Below are 18,165 nucleotides of genomic sequence, written 5' to 3' on the forward strand. Positions count from 1 at the left end.
GATCCACCCGAGAAGTGGTGGCGGATGAACCCACTCGACGACACCACGCCGGACTGGCGCAAGCCCGAGCTTCTGCAGTTGCGTGACCTTCTGTTGGCCGCCTACGACCGGCGGAGACAGCTGAGGCGTCTGGCCAAACTGGCCGGACTGGCGCACGGTATTTTTCCCCGGGGCGGAGATCTCGCCTCGACCTGCTTCGAGTTGATCGAAGCCCTGATTCGCCAGGGGATCTGCCGCGGTTTCGTCGAACACGCCGCTCAAGACCCGGCGGTCGCCGCCTACCATGACCAATTCCGGAAGTTGTTGGATGCCGGGCCAGGCGGGTCGCCGGACGGCGGATCCGTACCGCGGTGGCGGATCGCGACCACCGAGCTGGCCGCGATCCAGCGGCAGCGTCTGCTGCGGGGCCGCGCCCGTTTTGTCCGCACCGAGCTGGCTTCCGAGCTTGCTGAACGGGTCGGCAGTGTCGCGTTGCTCACCGTCTCATTCGGAACGGAGGAGGCTTCCGGCACGGGTTTCCTGATCGATGATCGCCTGCTGCTCACCGCCTACCACAACCTCTGTCATGACGGTCTGGGACCGGCGACGGCGATCACCGTCAACTTCGACTACGACGAAACCCCGCGCGGGTCACAGCTAGTGCTGCGGGCCGAGACCGCCCCGGTTGCCGGCGACGCGGAGGCCGACTGGGCGGTGCTGCGGGTGGAGCGGCCGACCGGCCGGGTTCCTTTGACAGTGGGTAGCCGGTTCCCCGTACTCCCCGGAAATCCGCTGGTCATCATTCAGCACCCGCGAGGTGGCCTGAAACGCCTCGCGTTCGAGCACCAGGCCGTTACCTCCGTGAGTGACGAGCACCTGCAGTACGTCGTTGACACCGTGCCGGGTTCGTCCGGTTCCCCGGTCTGCGACGAGGGCGCGAACGTCGTCGCGATCCATCTGTGCGATGTCGAGCAGCCGGTGGAGATCGACGGCGAGGTGATGACCGTATGGCGGAACCAGGGCCTGCTGATCGCGCCGATCCTCCAGCAATTGGAGCGGGTCCTCCACGACAACCGTGAGTCCAGGAGTGAACGATGACGATCGACCATCTGTGCCTCACCGAGTACTCACCGCGCGATCTCGTGGCCTTCCGTGCCGCACCGGCGGCTGACGCGGTCAGCGGCAAAGAGCTCGCCTTCGCCGACAGCCGACGTTGGCAGACCGGGCAGGAACTGGTTGTCCGGTTCATGGACGGCGACGCGCGGACCAGGGCGCGGGTCGAAGAGATCGCGCGCGCCTGGCTTGAGCACGCCAATCTGCGCTTCACCTTCGCCGACCGGGCCGGCGCCGAGTTGCGCGTGACGTTCACCGGATCGGGCTACTGGTCATTCGTCGGTACCGAGGCTCTCGCCGTGCCGTCCGCAAAGCCCACCATTCAGTTGGGCGGCCTCAGCGCCGACGATGATCCGCAGGAGTTGCGAGCTGTGGTGCTGCATGAGTTCGGCCATGCCATCGGCTGCGTTCACGAGCAGGCGAGCCCGGCGGCGGACATTCCGTGGGACGTTCCGGCCGTCTACAAGTACTACCTCGGCGTGCACGGCTGGAGTGCGGCCAAGACGGAGGCGAACGTGCTGCACCGGTACGCGAACGACGGGACGATTTCCTTCACCGACCATGATCCTGAATCGATCATGCAATACGCGGTGCCCCGGTCGCTGACCCTCGGCGGCTATGAGATCGGCTGGAACACCGACCTGTCGGACGGCGACAAGCAATTCATCGCCGCCATGTACCCCCCTGCCGACCGGTAGGGTGAGCGACGCTGATGGGCATGCGAACCGGATGCGTGTGCCGCGCCCCGTCTTCGGCGCGGCACCCATGCGCCAGACCCGGGGAGGCGCGACGATGAAGCGGGTCCTGTCCGCCACCGGACATGAAGACATCGAGCAGCTGCTCCGCGCCCAGTACCTGACCGTCCGGCTGCGGACCCGCGGCGACAACAAGCATTTCATGGTCGAACAGAACACCGCCGGCCCGGTCACGCTGGGGCACGCCGCGTACGGCATGAGTGTGGACATGGCCGGTGAGCCCATCGGGGCACTGGTCATCGGGCATGTCCGCAGTGGGTCGGCCACCTATGTCAGCCGCGGGCGGCGACGCACGTGGGGGCCGGGCGACGTCTTCCTCGGGGTGGAGGCCGACGAGCCGTTCACCGCCACCCTCGACCATCTCGACAGCGATTTCGTGATCTTCGATCCCGCGACCCTGTCCGACGTGGCCTGCACCGCGCCCGGGGTTGCCGGGCCGGTCCGGCTCGAAGGCCATGGCGCCGTGAGTCCACGGGCAGCCGCCCGGTTCATGCGTACGGTCGCGTTCCTCCACCACCTGACCGACGACGATCCGACCGGAACCCCCGGGCCGGATGCGTCGCCCCTGGTCGCGCTGCAGGCGGCGCGGTTGCTGGCGTCGGTGACCCTCGACACGTTCGCGTCGAACGCGATGCTCGAGCCGACCATCGAGGACCGCCACGACGTGCACCCCGCCACGGTCCGCCGGGCGGTCGCGTTCATCGAGTCCCACCCCGACCTCGACCTCAGCGTGGTCGACATCGCCCGGGCCGCGTTCGTCACCACCCGAGCCCTGCAACTGGCTTTCCGGCGCCATCTGGGCACCACACCCCTGCGGTACCTGCGGCGGGTGCGGCTGGATCGCGCCCACGCCGACCTGCTCGCCGCCGATCCGGCCGTCGACACCGTCACCGCCATCGCCGCCCGCTGGGGGTGGGCGCGGCCCAGCCGTTTCGCCGCCGACTACCGCGCCGCCCACGGCCGGCACCCCCACCAGACCCTGCGGTCCTGACTCCGGCTTCCGGCCGCCCGGATCAGGGGGAGGTCGGCGCACTGCCGGGGGCTTCACACCTCCCGGCTTCCGGCTCGAAGACCGGGATGACGTGGTCGGTGATCACCTGCGCGGCGTGCAGTGTGCGGGCGGCGCGTTTGCGCACCACGAGGGCGAGCGGGCCGGTCCGGTCGAGCTGCCGCAGGAACCCCTGCTGCGCGGCGGCGTGCGCTTGCAGCTGCGACACGGCGGTCCACAGGGCCGCATCGATGCCGCTCGGATCACCGTGCTCCGGCGGCGCCGGCGGTGCGAGCACGGCACCGGTCGGTGTCGGGCGGGCTGCATCGAGCAGATCGGTGATGGCCCGGCCCAGCTTCGCGGCCGGCCAGACCGCCGCGTCCGGAACCCGGTGGAGCGCGGCGGTGGGCATGCCGGGGCGGCGGGCGTCCAGCGGGTCCTGCACGAGGACGGATCCGCCGGCGGCGGCGACCGCGGCCGCACCGTCGGCGCCGTCGCGGAGCAGCCCGGACAGGATGACGGCGATCGTCCGGCCACCACAGACGCGGGCCGCGCTGTGCAGCAGCGTGTCGATCGCAGGGCGGGTGCGGTGCACCAGCGGGCCGCGGTGCAGACGCAGGACCTGTCCGGCGGTCAGGACGAGGTGCTGCCCGGGCGGTGCGACGGTCAGCAGGCCGGGGGTCAGCCGCTGCCCGCAGACGGCGTAGGCGGCGGGCAGCGGCCCGTACCGGGACAGGACGTCGGGCAGCCTGCGCGCCGAGTCGGCCGGGGTGTGCACCACGATGAGCACGCCGACCGGCAATCCGGCGGGCAGGCCCCGCACAAGCTCACCCAGCGCCTCGACGCCGCCTGCGGAGGCGCCGATCACTACAACGTCGCGGCCCCGCATCACACCGAGTCCATTCCTCGCCACCGTCGCGGCCCACCACGTCGGCCGACGTCGACGGCGGCCGGGCCCAAGTCCAGGCTGCCGCCCGGTACCGCCGCGGCGACAGCACCGGAAGCGAAGTCTCTGCCGAAATGCGAAGTGCCGACCGGGGCAGGGGCGGTCACTTCGTCGGGAGGTGGACGGTGACCACCGCACCGCCCAGCGGGGGGCCGTTGCGGACCTCGGCGGTGCCGCCGTGCGCGATCGTCACCGCCCGCACGATCGACAACCCCAGGCCGGCGCCGGTCGCCGAGGTGCGGGAGCGGTCGCCGCGGACGAAGCGTTCGAAGGCGCGGTCGAGCAACTCGTGGGGGAAGCCCGGGCCGTCGTCGGCCCATTGGATCCGGGCGCCGGCCTCCTCGGCCACGATGGTGACCTGGGCCGTCGTGGCGCCCGCGGCGCCGCTGTTGGCGGCCAGGTTGGCGAGGATCTGGCGGACGCGGCCCGGGTCGGCGTCGACGATGACCGGGTCGCCGCGGACCTCGATGCGCAGGCCGGACACCGTGGCCAGGGCGCGCTGCTCGGTGTGGGCCAGGTCGGTCAGGTCGACCGGTTCGCGGTGCACGGCGAGGGCGCCGGCGCGTTCGCGGGCGAGCAGCAGCATGTCCTCGGCCAGGCGGGTGAGGCGGGCGACCTGGTTCTGGGCGGCGAGCAGGGAGCGGCGGACCTCGGCCGGGTCGTCGACGGCGGCCAGGGCCAGGTCGAGTTCGCCGCGCAGCACCGCGATCGGGGTGCGCAGCTCGTGGCTGGCGTCGTCGACGAAGGCGCGCTCGCGGGTGAAGGCGACGGACAGCCGGGACAGCATGCCGCCCAGGGTGGCGGCGAGCCGGCCGATCTCGTCGTCGCCGGTGATCACCGGCAGCCGGCGGTCGGTGTCGAAGGTGGAGATCGCGGCGGCTTCCCGGGTGAGCAGGTCGACCGGGCGCAGGGCGGCGCGGACGAGCAGCCAGCCGAGGACGGCGAGCGCGCCGATCAGCACCGGGGTGGCGACGGCCAGGACGATCAGCTGCCGGTTGCCGGCGCTCTCGACGGTGGCCAGGGGCTGGGCGACGGCGAGGATGTCGCCGTCGCGGCCGGTGGGGCGGGCCATCAGCCGGACCCGCAGGGCCGGCTCGTCGGGGCGCAGGTCGAGCAGGGCGACGCTCTTCACGGTGTGGTTGCGGGCGCTGCGGACCTGGTCGGGGAGCAGCAGCACCTGGCCGGACAGGGCGGCGCCGGAGGCGATCAGGGTGCCGTCCGGGGCGTACAGCTGGGCCATCGGGTCGCCGCTGACCGTGGTCAGGTCACCGGAGCGGATGCCGGCGATCAGGTCGTCGCCCCGGCCGGCCAGGTCGGCGTCGACGGCGCCGTCGAGCTGACGGTCCAGGACGACGTAGAGCAGGGAGAGGGCGATCAGCAGCACCAGGGACGTGCCGATGCCGAACACCAGGGCGAGGCGGGTGCGCAGCGATGAGGGCACGAATCGCACCACGGCACCTCCCCGGTCGTCACGATCCTCGCACACGGCTCGTTGGGCCGGTTGATGCGACGCCATATGCTGGACCGATGCGGATCTTGATCGCCGAGGACGACCCGGCGATGGCCGCCATGCTCCAACGGGCGTTCGAGCGGGCCGGCTACGCCGTCGACGCCGTCGCCACCGGGACCGACGCGGTGTGGGCGATCACCGAGACCGACTTCGACGCGGCGGTCCTGGACGTGATGATCCCGGAGCCGGACGGGATCGAGGTGTGCCGGCAGATCCGGGCCCGGGACCGCTGGGTGCCGGTGCTGATGCTGACCGCCCGGGACGGCACCGGGGACAAGGTCCGGGGTCTCGACGCGGGCGCCGACGACTATCTGACCAAGCCGTTCGCGCTGGACGAGCTGATGGCCCGGGTCCGCGCCCTGCTGCGCCGCGAGCCGGCCCAGCGTCCGGCCGTGCTGCGCGTCGGCGACCTGGAGCTGGATCCGGCCGGGCGGACGGTGCGCCGCGGCGAGAACCGGATCCCGCTGTCGGCGAAGGAGTTCGCCCTGCTGCACGAGCTGATGCGGCGGGCGGGGGAGACGCTGAGCCGCACCCATCTCATCGAGCACGTCTGGGATTTCGCGTACGACGGTGGCTCCAACGTGGTCGACGTCTACGTCCGCTATCTGCGCGACAAGGTCGACCGCCCGTTCGGTCGGGACAGCATCCGTACCATCCGCGGTGCCGGCTACCTGCTCGATCCGGAGGCGTGAGCGTCGCCGTCGTAGGGTGGGCGGATGTCGCTGACCCTGGGGGAGGCCCGCGCCCGGGCCGCCATGCTCGCCGATGTCTCCTACGACCTGGCGCTGGACCTGACCTCGCCGGACGACTTCGGCAGCCGGGTGACGGTGCGGTTCCGGACCACCGGCGGTTCGACCTTCCTGGAGCTGCACGGGGCCGTGGCGCCCACGGTGACGCTGGACGGGGCGGCGCTGCTCACCGCGTACGACGGCAATCGGATCCGGCTTGAAGATCTTTCCCCGGGGACCCACGAGGTGGTCGTGGACGCCCGGCTGCGCTACGTCAGCGACGGCGCGGGGCTGCACGCGTTCACCGATCCGGCCGACGGCGAGCGGTATCTCGGCGGCTACCTGGGGTTGGACGTGACGCAGCGGCTGTTCGCCTGCTTCGACCAGCTCGATCTCAAGGCGCCGATCACGGTGGCGGTGACCGCCGACCCGGCGTGGACGGTGCTGTCGAACGGGCTGCCGGTCGCCTCCGCGCAGGGGCGGTGGCGGTTCGCGACCACCCCGCCGATCCCGTGCGACCAGTTCGTCGTGGTGGCCGGGCCGTTGCACTCGGTCCGCTGGGAGCATCGCGGGGTGCCGATGGGCTGGCACGTGCGCCGCTCGCTCGCCGCGCAGCTCGACCGGGACGTCGCCGAGCTGCGCCGGATCACCGAGGCGTGCTTCGACCACTTCGCCGAGATCTTCGTGGAGCCGTTCCCGTTCGACTCCTACGACCAGGTGTTCGTGCCCGAGCTGAACTGGGGCGCGATGGAGAATCCGGGCTGCGTCACGGTGAACGAGTACCTGCTGCCCCGCCAGCGGGTCACCGACGACGACCGGCGCCGGCAGGCGATGGTGATCGCGCACGAGATGTCCCACATGTGGTTCGCGAACCTGGTCTCCCCGGTCTGGTGGGAGGACGCCTGGCTCAACGAGTCGTTCGCCGACTACATGGGTTTCGAGGTGGCCGAGAACGTCGCCGGGCATCCGGGTGCGCGGGTGGCCTTCGAGTCGGCGTTCAAGCCGGGCGCCTACCTCGCCGACCGGCGCCGCTCCACCCACCCGGTGGCGCCGCGCGCCGAGCAGGTGCCGGACGCCGCCACCGGCGGGACCATCTTCGATCAGATCTCGTACGGCAAGGGCAACGCCGTCCTCCGGCAACTGGTCACCTGGCTCGGCCGGGACGCCTTCCTGGCCGGCGTCAACGCGCACCTGAGCGCCCACCGGTTCGGCAACGCCACCCTCGACGACCTGCTGACCGCCCTCGACGCCGCCTCTCCACGCGACGTGCGCGCCTGGGCCGACGGGTGGCTGCGGCGCTCCGGCCACGACACGATCCGGGTGACCCGGGACGGCGACGTGCCGGTGCTGACCCGCGACGGGGTGCGGCCGCACCGGTTCACGGTCACCGCGTACACGTCGTCGCTGCAGCCGGCCGGCGCCCGCCTCGTCGACCTCGCCGACACCCCGCTGGCGCTGCCCGACTTCGCCGGTCTGGCCGTCGTGCCCAACGCTCACGGCGAGACCTTTGCCAAGGTCGACTTCGACGAGCTGTCGTACGCCGTGATCACCCGAGGCCTCACCGGCCTGCCCGACCCGCTCGCCCGGGCGGTACTGTGGGCCGCCCTGCTCGACGGCGCCACCCCCGCCGCCCACCTGGACCTGCTGGCCCGGCACCTGCCGCACGAGCCGTCGGCCACCCTGATCTCCGCCGCTCTGGACCACACCCGGCAGCTCCTGCGCCGCCGCGACCAGCCGGGCGCCCTCGACGTGATCGCCGCCGCGTGCACCCCGGCCGGTGACCTCGACCCGCAGCGGGAGGTGGCGCTGACCCGCGGGCTGGCCTGGTCCGCCGCCGACCCCGGCATGCTGCGGCGCTGGCTGACCACGGGCAGCACCGACCGCGGTCTGGCACTCGACCCCGACCTGCGCTGGACGGTCGTTACCCGGCTGGCCGAGCTCGGCGTGTGGGACGCGACGCAGATCGAGCGGGAGCGGCGGCACGACGGCACCGCGGCCGGCGAGCTGGGGGCGCTGACCGCCCTCGCCGCCCGGCCGGACGCCGCGGCGAAAGCGGACGCCTGGGCGGCGATGACCCAGGATCCGGACATTTCGGTACGTCGTTTCCTGGCGCTCGCCGCGGGCCTGTGGACGTCGCCGCGGCGGGAGCTGGTCACACCGTACGTCGCCCGCTACGTCGCGGCGGCCCCGGCGCTGGCCGGGCGCGGGCCGGCGTTCGCGACGGCGGTCGGCCGGGCGTTCCCGGCGATCCCGCTGACCGATGCGGAGCTGGGACTCATCCGGGAGGCCCTGTCCGGCGACGTGCCGACGGTGCTGCGCCGGGCCTGGAACGACGAACTCGACGACCGCGCGGCGGTCACAGCCAACGACGTACCCGGGACCGGTAGTCGAGGTACTTCTCGCCGAACAGTCCGGTGAGATCGTCCTCCTCGTAGCGGATCACCAGCCATCGCACCGCGAGGACCGCCAGCGGCCAGAGCGCCAGCGGCCACCAGGATCCGAGCAGCAGGGTGAGGCCGGGATAGACGACGGCCAGCCCGGTGTACATCGGATTGCGCGACAGCCGGTACGGCCCGGCGGTGATCAGCGTACGGGCGGCGTGGTGCGGCACGATCGTGGTGCGGTGCCGGATCACGGCCACGACGCCGGCCGCGGCCAGCACGGCGCCGGCCGCGGTGATCAGCGCTCCGGCGATCGCGGTGGCCGGCCGGGCCCCGATCGGCAGCGTGACGACATGGTCGATCGCCATGCCCGCGGCCAGGCCGGCCGCGTAGTACAGCGGGGGAGGAACGAGGATCACGGCGTACCCTCTCTTCTTTTGAGTAGAGTCAAGCTCTATCGAATAGAGCACTACAGTGAGGCGGTGGCTGTCAAGCGGCGATACGCGTCGGATCACCGTCAGGAGCAGGCCCGGCAGACCCGAGCGGCGATCCTCGCGGCGGCCGCCCGGCTGTTCGTCGACCCCGGATACGCGGCCACCCCGCTGACCGCGGTCGCCGCCGAGGCCGGCGTCGCGGTGCAGACGCTGTACAAGACCTTCCGCAGCAAACCGGCGCTGCTGTCCGCCCTGGTCGACGTCACCGTCGCCGGCGACGACGAACCGGTGGCGCTGCCCGACCGGCCGTTCGTCGCCGAGATCCGCGCACTGCCCGGCGCCCGGGCGCGACTGGAGCGCTACGCCCGGCACCTCACCGACGTCCACGCCCGCCAGGCCCAGGTGATGCTCGCCCTGGCCGCCGCCGCCACCGCCGACCCGGACGCCGCCACGATCTGGCGCAAACACCTCGCCGACCGGCGTGCCGGCATGCTGATGTTCGCCACCGCCCTGGCCGCCACCGGCGAACTGCGGCCCGGGCACACCCCCGAGACCGCCGCCGACGTGCTGTGGCTCGCGATGGACGTGCACAACTACGACTGGCTGGTCCGCCGGCGGGGCTGGCCGGTCGAGGACTTCCGGCGCTGGTACGTCGACACGGTGGCCGGGGCGCTGCTCGACCCGCTGGCGCTGAACCGTCGGCCTGACGCGCCGGCCTGACGCGCCGGCCTGACGCGCCGGCCTGACGCGGCGGCGTGTCCGGTCAGTGCCGGAGCGAAGCGGTCAGGTCGCGGGGAAGCCGGGTCAGTTCCCGCCGGTATTGCGGTGTCCGGACCGCCCTGCGGACCCGGTCGAGGGTCGCCGTCTCACCCATCGCCGGCCACAGCGAGAACAGCAGCCGGTCGCGGGTGCGCATGGTGGCGCGGTCGGCGGACGGGTCGACAGCGATGATCCGGTCGACCAGTTCGTCGAGGTACGGGTGGTTGCGTACCGGGTCGGTACCGCTGGCCCGCAGCACCGCCGAGCTGAGCACCGCGAGCTGGTCCAGCTCCGCCAGCACGCCGGTGCGGCCCAGGACCCGGCGCAGGCCGTCGACGTCGGCGCCGAACGCGGTGAACGCGTGCACCGCGAGCGCCGGCCCGAACCGCTTGTCGCCGACGAGTTCGAGCGCCGCCGCCCAGCCCGCGGTGCGCGCGACGCCCTCGACCAGACGGCGTTTGAGCTCACCCATGCCGTGCCGGTCCGTCGCCGCCCGGTAGCTCTTCCACCCGGCGAGAAACTCGGCGGCGTCGCCCCGGTCGGCCAGCACGGCGGCGATGTCCCGGTGGCCCTTCCAGCCGGTGTCGCCCCGGATCCGGTCGGCAGCCGCCCGGGCCGCACCGAGGTCGTCGTCGGCGAGCCGATTGAGCACCCGCTGGCGGCCGATGCCGCAGGACGCCGGCAGATGCGGCAGAAGCGCTGCGACGTCGTCGTCGGTGAGGGCGCCGACCGCGAGCAGTGCGCAGGCCGCGTCGGCCAGCGAGAACCCGCCGCGCCGCCGGAGCAGGTCCACCTCGGCGCGGTACGACCGTACCGGTCCGAGGCTGCGCGTGACCGTGAACGGTCCGTCGCCGTCCGCCGGGAGGCGGTCCTCCAGTTCGCGGAGCACGATCCCGCGCGCGGCGATCAGGGCGACCGGCGTCGAAGGGCCCGGGCTGCTCTTCTCGTCGATGCCGACCGCCGTCAGGCCCTCGATCAGTACGTCGAGAAGCGTCATGGCTCGGCAGTCTGGCACTTTCGCCGGGTCCCGGCCACCGCTGCCGGCGCCTCGATCCGCTGGATGCGCCCGGCGGACGATCCGCGGGGAAGCCGACACCTGGGGTCAGCGTGCGGTAGGCCACCGGTAGCCGAGCCCGCCGCCAGCAAGGCGACGCCACCGCGTTGCCCGATCAGGTAGATGACAGCCGGCCGAGGCAACAGTTTCCCGTTGTCCGGCGTTGCGTTGATTCCGCATGAGCATCATCGTGAAAAGGCTCGACCGGGCGGCATCCGGGCCGCGGGAGCCGCGGCCGGTGAAGATGGCGGTCTGCGGGATAGGCACCGTGGTGCTCGCCGCGACAGTCGCGCTTGCGGCAGCGGTGCCGGGCGAATGGGTGACCTCGACCGGAGCCCGGCACCAATGGAACTACCCGCTGGTGATGTGGCCACTGTTGCTGGCGCTGATCGTTGCGGGCCTGGTGATGACAGCCAGCTGGCGATGGGCTCGCCCGGCAGCCGTCGCCGCGGTCATCGTGGCAGCTCAGGTGGCTGGCTATGGCCTGGTCTCGGTCCGCAGCTGGTTCGACCTCGCCGCGACGGCACGCGTGGACGGCCTGGATCAGGAGAACCTGCCCACGGTCGTCACGCTGGCCGCCGTCGTCATGGCCGCTGCCGCCGCCGCGGCCGTCTTGGCCGCTGCAGCGGCGTGGCAGGAACCGGCCCGCGGCCGCTCAGGACTGGCACCGAAGCGTCCCGGATACCTGGCGGTCGGGGCGGCGGTGGTGACGCTGCCATCGCTGGCCGCGACAATCATGACCGTTCCAGACTTCGTCTCAGCGGGCTGGGAGACTTCACTGACGTGCTTGCTGCCGTGGGGTGCGAGCATTGCCGCGATCGCCTGGCTGCGAGGCCGATCGGCGACTACGGCCGGTGTAACCGTCGTAGCGTCCGCCGTGCTCGTCGTCGCGTCCACTATCGCCATGCATCGGACGGGACACATGTACCCGCCGACGAGTGACTGAGCAGCCGGTCGCCAGGCGTCGGAAATAGGGTCGTACCGGTTGTGTCGGGTGGTGGGTCAGGGCAGCGCTGCCTGAGGGCCGGCTGTTGGCGCGGCGGTTATCGGTGCCGCGTCCGACACCCCCTTGATGAGGAGGTAGCCCACCATCCACAACTCGCCCGCCGTGGCGGGCATGGTGAGCGCGGAGACGACGCTGGAGTGGGCGGGGGCGAGCGATGATGTGATGACGCTGATCGGGTATCCGAGGCCGCCGCCGATGAGGAGCCATCCGAGTGGGCGTGGCATGTAGCCCGACCGGATCACCAGCCATCCCATCGGTATCAGCCACAGTCCGAAGAAGAGGCCTGACAGGCTGAACGCTGCCGTGTTGAGGTGGTAGAGCAGCAGCGCCTGGTGTGCTGATGTCGCGTCGTTGTGGAGAGCCACGTCGAGTGCGGTGGTCGAGAACATCACGGCGACCAGGATCGTCACGCAGTTCACCAGCCCGAAGCCGGCGATCGAGCCGGCGGCGACGGGCTGGACCGGTCGGAACAGCTTCCAGAAGCACACTGCTGTGGCGGCCTGGGCGAGCACCATGGCGAGGTCCGCGACGATGCCGAGGCGGGCGAGCCGTTCGTGTGTGATGAGGCTTGCGGCGGTTGCGGCCGCGTCGTCGGGAATGTACAGCCGGTCGCGGATCAGCAGGAATCCGAGCATGCCGGAGAGGGCGAGGCCGAGGTAGGCCAGCCCGGTGATCCGGGCCATGCGTTTCGTAGTGGTCATGACGGTGCTCCAGGACGGTGAGGGGTAGCGGTGCCGGGCGTCGGTCGAGTGGCGTCTGGTACAGGAAGACCGCGTCGAGGGGCAGGTCGAAGACCTGGGCTGGCCAGTCAACGGGACTGATTCGTCGTCGTCCGGATGCGACGCCTCAGTGCCCATACGACCCCTAATGTAAAAAATATTTGACATGACGACCGTACGGAACAGCCGCATCTGAAGTCAAATATTTTTTACATCGCACGTTGATCCGGTCGACGGAGCCCCATGGCAAGTGCAGCTCAGTCGCCACATCGGTGTGTCCTCGCCACCCGCCTCGGTGAGCTGACGTCTGCAGTCGGCCGAGGATTCTCGCTGAGACCGGCAACCTTCCCGCTATCCGACGCTGATGGGCATCTACGCTGAGCGTTCGCCGGGGCGCGGCAGGTCACGCCGGAGCGGTGCGGATGAGCAGTAGTGAGGCGTCGTCTTCGCGGTCGACGGGGTTGGTGTCGTTCATCAGGATGTCGGCCAGCTCGCACAGCGGGGCGCCACCGTGAACGGCGAGCAGTTGGTGCAGGCGGGCGATGCCGTCGTCGATCGGGCGAGTCCGGGTCTCGATCAGCCCGTCGGTGTGCAACAGCAGCAGGCATCCGGGTGGCAGATGCCGGGTGTGGGTGCGCCGGGTGATGTTGCGCAGGCCGCCGAGCAGAGGCCCACCGCGGGCGAGCAGACTGATCCGGCCGTCGGGCAGGACCAGCGTGGGTGGTATGTGACCGGCGTTGCTCCAGGTCAGGGTGTGGCCGCCGGCCTGGTCGTGGGTCAGATAGGCGACCATGGCGGTGGCCGTGGCGGTGAGACCGAGGGCCCTGGTGGTGCGTTCCAGGCGTTGCAGCAGCGCAGAAGCGTGGTCGTTGTGATCGACGAGCAGAGTGCGCAGCATGGTGCGGTACTGGCTCATGGTGGCGGCCGCGGTGATGCCGTGGCCGGCAACGTCGCCGATCACCAGGGCCAGGCGCTGCTCATCGATGTCGATCACGTCGTACCAGTCGCCACCGACCAGATCATTCTGCTGCGCGGGCACGTACTGGGCGGCCATACGGACGTGGCTGACCTCGGGCAGAGTGCTGAGCAGGGCTTGTTGCATGGTGGTGGCGGCGGTGCGCTGGTCTTCGTAGGCGGCGGCGCGGTGCAGCGCCTGCGCGACGAACCCGGCCAGCGCGGTCAACACCACCTGCTCGCCGTCGGTCAACATGTGCGGCTGTTTCCAGACGATGGTCAGCGCGCCCGCCGGGCCGTGCTCGCCGGGTAGCGGCACACTGGCCGCCGACTGCCAGCCCAGCGCGTGGAAGGTCGCCAGCGAGTCCGGGGTCTGTTCGGCGATCGCGGCCAGGTCGGGAAACGACACCAGCCGGCCGGTGCGGGCCGCCAACCCGGACGGCGTCTTCTGGTCGGCGCCGTACAGCTTCCATTGGCGGGCGAACCGCTCCGGTAGCTGCCGACCGGACGCCAGATGCACGAACCCGTCCGGGGCCAGCGTGGAGACGCCCACGTACACCGGGTCCAGATTGCCGATCACCAGAGTCCGCACCGTGTCGACCACCTCATCGAACGTGGTGGCCGCACCCAGCGCGGCACTGGCGCGCAGCAGCAGCTGGCTGCGTTCGACCGCCGCCTGGGCACGCCGTTCCCGCTCCATGCCCGCCTGCTGCTGCACCTGCGCCTGATCCGAGGCGATGCGCGCCCGCAACGCCCGGGAACAGCCGGCGGCCAGCTCGGCCAGCCGCGCAAGTTCCTGAGCGGTCCAACGGCGAGGCTGATGGTCGATGGCGCACAACGAGCCGAGCACATGCCCGTCCTCGTCGGTCAACGGCATGCCGGCGTACGCGATCACCCCCAGTTCGTCCACCGCGAGGTTGCCGCGCACGCGGGCGTCGCTGCGGGCGTCGGTGACGATCAGCGGCTCGGCCGTGGCCACGACGTGCTGACAGAACGAATGACTCAACGGGGTCTGCCGCCGTTCCTGCCACGGCTGGCCCAGCCCCCGCGCCCCGGGGAAGAACTGACGGTCGTCGCCGACCAGTGACACCAGCGCCACCGGGACACCGACAACGCTACGGACCATGTCGGCGAACCAGTCGAACAGCGGATCGGCCGCCGCGTCCAAGCCGGTACGCCAGACCGACGTCAGCCGCCCCGGCTCGTCAACGCGCCGGCCCGGGGGCGCGGTCACGCGGACAGCTCAGCAGCACGCTGCACCAACCGGTACACCGTGGGACGCGAGACACCGAACATCCTGGCCAACTGCGTAACCTGATGCAGGCCCGACGCATGCAACCGCAGCAGCTCGGCCCGCTGCTCGGTCGACAGTTTCGGCTCACGCCCGGCCACCCGGCCCTCCCGCCGGGCCAGCACCATGCCCTCCCGGGTCTGCAACCCCTTCAACTCCGCCTCGAACTGCACGAACAGCGCCAGATCGCGCAGCAACGACCCATCCGCCGGATCATGCAGATGCCCGGCCAAGGAAAGGCAGGCACGACGCTGCGCGAGGTGCTCGATGATCGACCAGGCATCCGACAACGACCGGGCCAGCCGCGCCAAACCCGGAGTGACCAGGGTGTCCCCGGCCTGAACCATGTGCAATGCCTGCTGCAGGCCCGGACGCGGCCGCGCGCCGGTCAACGGCTCGTCCAGCAAAATCCGCGAGGCGGGCACACCCAGCCTCCGCAGGACACGAATCTGATTCTCCCGGTCCCCGGACTCAGCAGTACAGCGGGCGTAACCGACGACCGACGACATAGTCACGCCGCGCAGCGTAACGAAAAGGAACCCTAACGCAACATCGACCCTGGGGCGATGCCCCGACTCATGAAATGCTGCCCAAAAGTCTGACAACGCTTCCCAGGCCGCCATCAACGGTGATGACGGTTCCGGCGCACGCCCCGTCAGCTTCAGACGTCGGCATCTAGGAAGAGCCCGTCTGAAGCCATCTTGAGCCCAGCCCCGGTGAGCGGCGTCCGTTGCAGGAGGGTGGCCAACGGATGCGGACAGGCCCGTTCGTCGAAGAACGGCAGGTCAGGCCCAGACTGCCGGCCATCGCCCAGTAGAGGTGCAGAACGGCGAACGCCGTGCACCCCACGATCACGACCCAGCCACGCCGCCGCCCCACGAGGTCATTGCCGGACCCTACCGGGCGGCGATCCGCAACGGCCGGAGATACTGGCGCGTGATCGGCGGTCCGGTCGTGGGCCTCGGCATGCCCGCGGCCGAGGGGAAGGGTGAACGGAAATGACGGATCCGGTGCGGGCACTACGGTGGTCCGGCGGTGTCGCCGTGCTCCTGTTCGGCGTCCTGCCGACCGTGATGGTCACGCTGCTGGTGGTGCAGGGCGCCACCCCGCGCACCGTCGGCCTGCTGCTCGTCCCCGGCATCGCGCTGGTCGGTGCCGCGCTGCTGTTCGCGGGGCGCGGCATCACCAGCGACGATCACGAGGCGGCGGCCCGCTGGATGCGGCGCAGCATGGCCCTGGTCGCCACCGCCGACGTGCTGCTGCTCGGCGGCAACGCCCTGATCCGGATGGCCGCCGGCTGACCCGGGCCGCGCCGGCCGGGCGGCCCGCCGTCGTCAGGCCGCCGGCGGTGTGAAGATCGGCCGGACCTCCACGCCGCCGACCCCCTTGGCCGGAACGGCCTTGGCGATCTCCAGCGCCGTCGGCTCGTCCTTCGCCTCCATGACCAGTGTGCCGCAGCACGTTCGTGACGCCCTCGCGCAGCACCGTGGCCAGCACGGTGCCGACCCGGCCGGTGGGCGGCCGGCCCTGTTCGACCACCCGCACCCGGATGCCGGCCGCGGTGAGCAGGCGGTGCGCGGTGCGGCACTCGTCGGCCAGCGAAATTTCCCGCCCGGGGTCGACGATCGTGCGCACCTCGGACAGCGCCCTGCGGGACAGCGTCAGCACCTCGGCCAGTTCCCGGCGTGCCCGGTCCGGATGCGCGTCCATCAGCCGGTAGGTGAGTTCACTCTTCAGGGTGATCGCCGACAGGCTGAGGCCGAGCAGGTCGTGCACGTCCCGGGCGAGGCGCAGCCGCTCCTCGGCCGTCGCCATCCGCACCAGGTCCTGCCGTGCGGCGTGCAGGTCGGCCAGCAGGCGGGCCAGCCGGGTCAGCCCGTAGACGATCAGGCCGGTGAGGGTGGTGGAGACGACGGCGTAGGAGACGGCGAAGGGTAGATCCGTCGTCGCGTCGGCGCACCAGACCTCGACGGCGCCCGCGCCCGCCACGATCAGGACGAACAGCGGCACGGCCGCCTTCGGCGCGAGGGTGAACAGCACACCGGCCGCGAGCAGCCCGGCGAAGCTGAGCCAGGCGACGCCGAAGCGCAGGAACGGCAGGCAGACGAAACCGGCCTGCACGGCGAGGGCGAGATGACCGGCCCGACCGGTGGGCCTGGCGGGGAGCCGGCCGAAGTAGCCCAGTTGCAGCGCGATGATCGGGGTTGCGCAGGCCAGCGCCGCGACGATCGGCCCGGGGCCGTCGGCGCGCACCGCGATGCCGGCCAGCGAGAGAATGACGAAGCCGGCGACGACCACGGTGACCAGCGCGGTCGCCAGCCTCGGCGCCATCGCGGGCACGAACGTGCCGTTGAGCAGGGCGCGCAGCACCCGCGACGAGCCCGGGTCCGGCTGGTCCTCGGCGACTGGCAATGATCACTCCGGCCGGGCGGCGTGGTCACGGCCGCGGTCAGGGCCGCTGCGGCGACCGGGGTGGACGGTTGTGCAGGCCGGCCGTGAGCAGGGAGTTGCGGGCCTCGGCCAGCCCGGCGGTGAAGTCGGAACTGTCCTGAGTGTAATACCGCTGGAAGAACCAGCGCGGCACCCGCGGCGCCCGGCTGCGGGACAGGTAGAGCTGGTCCTGGACCTGCCGGGCCATCCGGCACAGGTCCTGGTTGACCACCGGGTCCAGGCCGGCCGGGGCCAGTTGCAGGCAGCGCCCCCGGGAGTTGCCGCACACCCGTTTGCGGTCCTCGGCGACCCGGCGCTGTTCGCGGAAGGTGTCCCAGCCGAGCAGGAACATGCCGAGCGACGGCACGCACCACTGGACGAACAGGTCGGTGATGGTCGAGTTGCGGGCGATGGCGGTGAACAGGCCGAGCGCCGCCCAGCCGCTCATCGCGAACATCACCACCTGGGCGTAGCGGTGCCGGACCCGGCTGCCCCAGGACAGGTTCTGCTGCTGGCGGACGAGCACGTCGAAGGGGCGGGGCAGGTTCGGCATCTCGTACGTGTCGCGGGGCGGGTCGCCCCGGTAGCGGCTGCTCAGGTGCCGGACGTCCTCGGCGGGGATCTCCTCGCCGGCCAGCATGCAGTTCCACGGCAGCTGGAAGAAGCGGACCTCGAACGACTCCTGCAGCAGCGCGGCCCGGTGCAGTTCCCGGTCCGCCCAGGAGGCCAGGCCCAGGGAGTACGCCAGGGCCCACAGCACGCCGACGACGGAGAGGGTGACGCTCAGCGGCTTCCCGGTGGACGCGCCGGCGAAGACGGTCACCAGGCCGGCCCCGGCGAGCACCGCGGAGATCACGATGCGCAGGGCGACCAGGCGCCGGACGCGGGCATGTGACACGGCTATGGCCCGGAGGAGATGGCACAGCGCCGGGTCGATCGGGCGCTGTCGCACGGATGGTTTGCGGTCAGTCATGGCCGTCACCGCCTCGCACAGTGACATCGGGCACGGAGCCACGATTGGGCGATTACCCGCCATTATGACGAAATTGACCGATCGCCGTCTATACCCCCAGGTCACAGTGCGGTGAAGGCGCATTCCGGCACGCCCGACTTACCGG

General features: G+C 71.5%; 17 protein-coding genes. 8 read left to right on the forward strand and 9 right to left on the reverse strand.

Annotated features, from left to right (window positions below; translation table 11 throughout):
• Positions 1 to 24: 24 nt before the first annotated feature.
• The 3 genes from ACSP50_RS43025 (at position 25) to ACSP50_RS16140 (ending at position 2,838) form a co-directional block, all read left to right on the forward strand.
• A complete protein-coding gene (locus ACSP50_RS43025) occupies positions 25 to 1,077 on the forward strand; it encodes a serine protease (RefSeq protein ID WP_157432781.1) in 1,053 nt (350 codons plus the stop codon).
• Positions 1,074 to 1,790, forward strand: a complete 717-nt coding sequence (locus tag ACSP50_RS16135) for a M12 family metallopeptidase (protein WP_014690292.1) — start codon at positions 1,074 to 1,076, stop codon at positions 1,788 to 1,790. The genes ACSP50_RS43025 and ACSP50_RS16135 overlap by 4 nt, the downstream gene beginning before the upstream one ends.
• A gap of 94 nt (positions 1,791 to 1,884) precedes the next feature.
• Positions 1,885 to 2,838 carry an AraC family transcriptional regulator gene (locus ACSP50_RS16140; RefSeq protein WP_014690293.1) on the forward strand — a complete coding sequence of 318 codons (954 nt, stop codon included), beginning with the start codon at positions 1,885 to 1,887 and terminating at the stop codon, positions 2,836 to 2,838.
• A gap of 22 nt (positions 2,839 to 2,860) precedes the next feature.
• On the opposite strand, the gene ACSP50_RS16145 is transcribed toward ACSP50_RS16140, so the two are convergent.
• Both ACSP50_RS16145 and ACSP50_RS16150 read right to left on the reverse strand, forming a co-directional pair.
• Positions 2,861 to 3,724 (reverse strand): chemotaxis protein CheB, encoded by an 864-nt coding sequence (locus tag ACSP50_RS16145; protein ID WP_014690294.1) that lies wholly within the window; start codon positions 3,722 to 3,724, stop codon positions 2,861 to 2,863.
• A gap of 160 nt (positions 3,725 to 3,884) precedes the next feature.
• A complete protein-coding gene (locus ACSP50_RS16150) occupies positions 3,885 to 5,234 on the reverse strand; it encodes a cell wall metabolism sensor histidine kinase WalK (RefSeq protein WP_014690295.1) in 1,350 nt (449 codons plus the stop codon).
• 74 nt (positions 5,235 to 5,308) lie between these two features.
• On the opposite strand from ACSP50_RS16150, the gene ACSP50_RS16155 reads away from it, so the two are divergent.
• Together ACSP50_RS16155 and pepN are read left to right on the forward strand one after the other, a co-directional pair.
• The gene (locus ACSP50_RS16155; protein ID WP_014690296.1) at positions 5,309 to 5,983 is read left to right on the forward strand and encodes a response regulator transcription factor; all 675 of its coding nucleotides are present in this window, start codon (positions 5,309 to 5,311) and stop codon (positions 5,981 to 5,983) included.
• 24 nt (positions 5,984 to 6,007) lie between these two features.
• Positions 6,008 to 8,437, forward strand: a complete 2,430-nt coding sequence (gene pepN / locus ACSP50_RS16160; RefSeq protein ID WP_014690297.1) for an aminopeptidase N — start codon at positions 6,008 to 6,010, stop codon at positions 8,435 to 8,437.
• Here the strand turns inward: pepN and ACSP50_RS16165 are convergent.
• Positions 8,376 to 8,819, reverse strand: coding sequence for an isoprenylcysteine carboxylmethyltransferase family protein (locus ACSP50_RS16165; RefSeq protein WP_014690298.1), 444 nt, complete (start codon positions 8,817 to 8,819; stop codon positions 8,376 to 8,378). The two genes, pepN and ACSP50_RS16165, sit on opposite strands and share 62 nt — an antisense overlap.
• A gap of 63 nt (positions 8,820 to 8,882) precedes the next feature.
• On the opposite strand from ACSP50_RS16165, the gene ACSP50_RS16170 reads away from it, so the two are divergent.
• A complete protein-coding gene (locus ACSP50_RS16170; protein WP_043511520.1) occupies positions 8,883 to 9,554 on the forward strand; it encodes a TetR family transcriptional regulator in 672 nt (223 codons plus the stop codon).
• Positions 9,555 to 9,597: 43 nt separating this feature from the next.
• Here ACSP50_RS16170 and ACSP50_RS16175 read toward each other — a convergent pair whose 3' ends face one another.
• Positions 9,598 to 10,590: a hypothetical protein gene (locus ACSP50_RS16175; RefSeq protein ID WP_014690300.1), complete on the reverse strand. Its 993-nt coding sequence runs from the start codon at positions 10,588 to 10,590 to the stop codon at positions 9,598 to 9,600.
• Between the two features lie 235 nt (positions 10,591 to 10,825).
• On the opposite strand from ACSP50_RS16175, the gene ACSP50_RS16180 reads away from it, so the two are divergent.
• Positions 10,826 to 11,593, forward strand: a complete 768-nt coding sequence (locus ACSP50_RS16180) for a hypothetical protein (protein ID WP_014690301.1) — start codon at positions 10,826 to 10,828, stop codon at positions 11,591 to 11,593.
• Positions 11,594 to 11,649: 56 nt separating this feature from the next.
• Here ACSP50_RS16180 and ACSP50_RS16185 read toward each other — a convergent pair whose 3' ends face one another.
• The 3 genes from ACSP50_RS16185 to ACSP50_RS16195 form a co-directional block, all read right to left on the reverse strand.
• A complete protein-coding gene (locus ACSP50_RS16185; protein WP_231956945.1) occupies positions 11,650 to 12,336 on the reverse strand; it encodes a DUF4386 domain-containing protein in 687 nt (228 codons plus the stop codon).
• 439 nt (positions 12,337 to 12,775) lie between these two features.
• Positions 12,776 to 14,560: a GAF domain-containing SpoIIE family protein phosphatase gene (locus tag ACSP50_RS16190; RefSeq protein ID WP_014690303.1), complete on the reverse strand. Its 1,785-nt coding sequence runs from the start codon at positions 14,558 to 14,560 to the stop codon at positions 12,776 to 12,778.
• Positions 14,557 to 15,126: a recombinase family protein gene (locus tag ACSP50_RS16195; protein WP_043514314.1), complete on the reverse strand. Its 570-nt coding sequence runs from the start codon at positions 15,124 to 15,126 to the stop codon at positions 14,557 to 14,559. Before ACSP50_RS16195 ends, ACSP50_RS16190 begins: the two co-directional genes overlap by 4 nt.
• 489 nt (positions 15,127 to 15,615) lie before the next feature.
• On the opposite strand from ACSP50_RS16195, the gene ACSP50_RS16200 reads away from it, so the two are divergent.
• Positions 15,616 to 15,918: a hypothetical protein gene (locus ACSP50_RS16200; RefSeq protein WP_014690305.1), complete on the forward strand. Its 303-nt coding sequence runs from the start codon at positions 15,616 to 15,618 to the stop codon at positions 15,916 to 15,918.
• Here the strand turns inward: ACSP50_RS16200 and ACSP50_RS16205 are convergent.
• On the reverse strand, positions 15,800 to 17,029 hold the full coding sequence (locus ACSP50_RS16205) for a sensor histidine kinase (RefSeq protein WP_014690306.1): 1,230 nt from the start codon (positions 17,027 to 17,029) through the stop codon (positions 15,800 to 15,802). The two genes, ACSP50_RS16200 and ACSP50_RS16205, sit on opposite strands and share 119 nt — an antisense overlap.
• 37 nt (positions 17,030 to 17,066) lie before the next feature.
• Positions 17,067 to 17,945, reverse strand: coding sequence for an S-4TM family putative pore-forming effector (locus tag ACSP50_RS16210; RefSeq protein ID WP_080127850.1), 879 nt, complete (start codon positions 17,943 to 17,945; stop codon positions 17,067 to 17,069).
• Between the last annotated feature and the right edge of the window lie 220 nt (positions 17,946 to 18,165).

Origin of the sequence: Actinoplanes sp. SE50/110 (assembly GCF_900119315.1) — a bacterium.
In the GTDB taxonomy this organism is placed as follows: Bacteria; Actinomycetota; Actinomycetes; order Mycobacteriales; family Micromonosporaceae; genus Actinoplanes.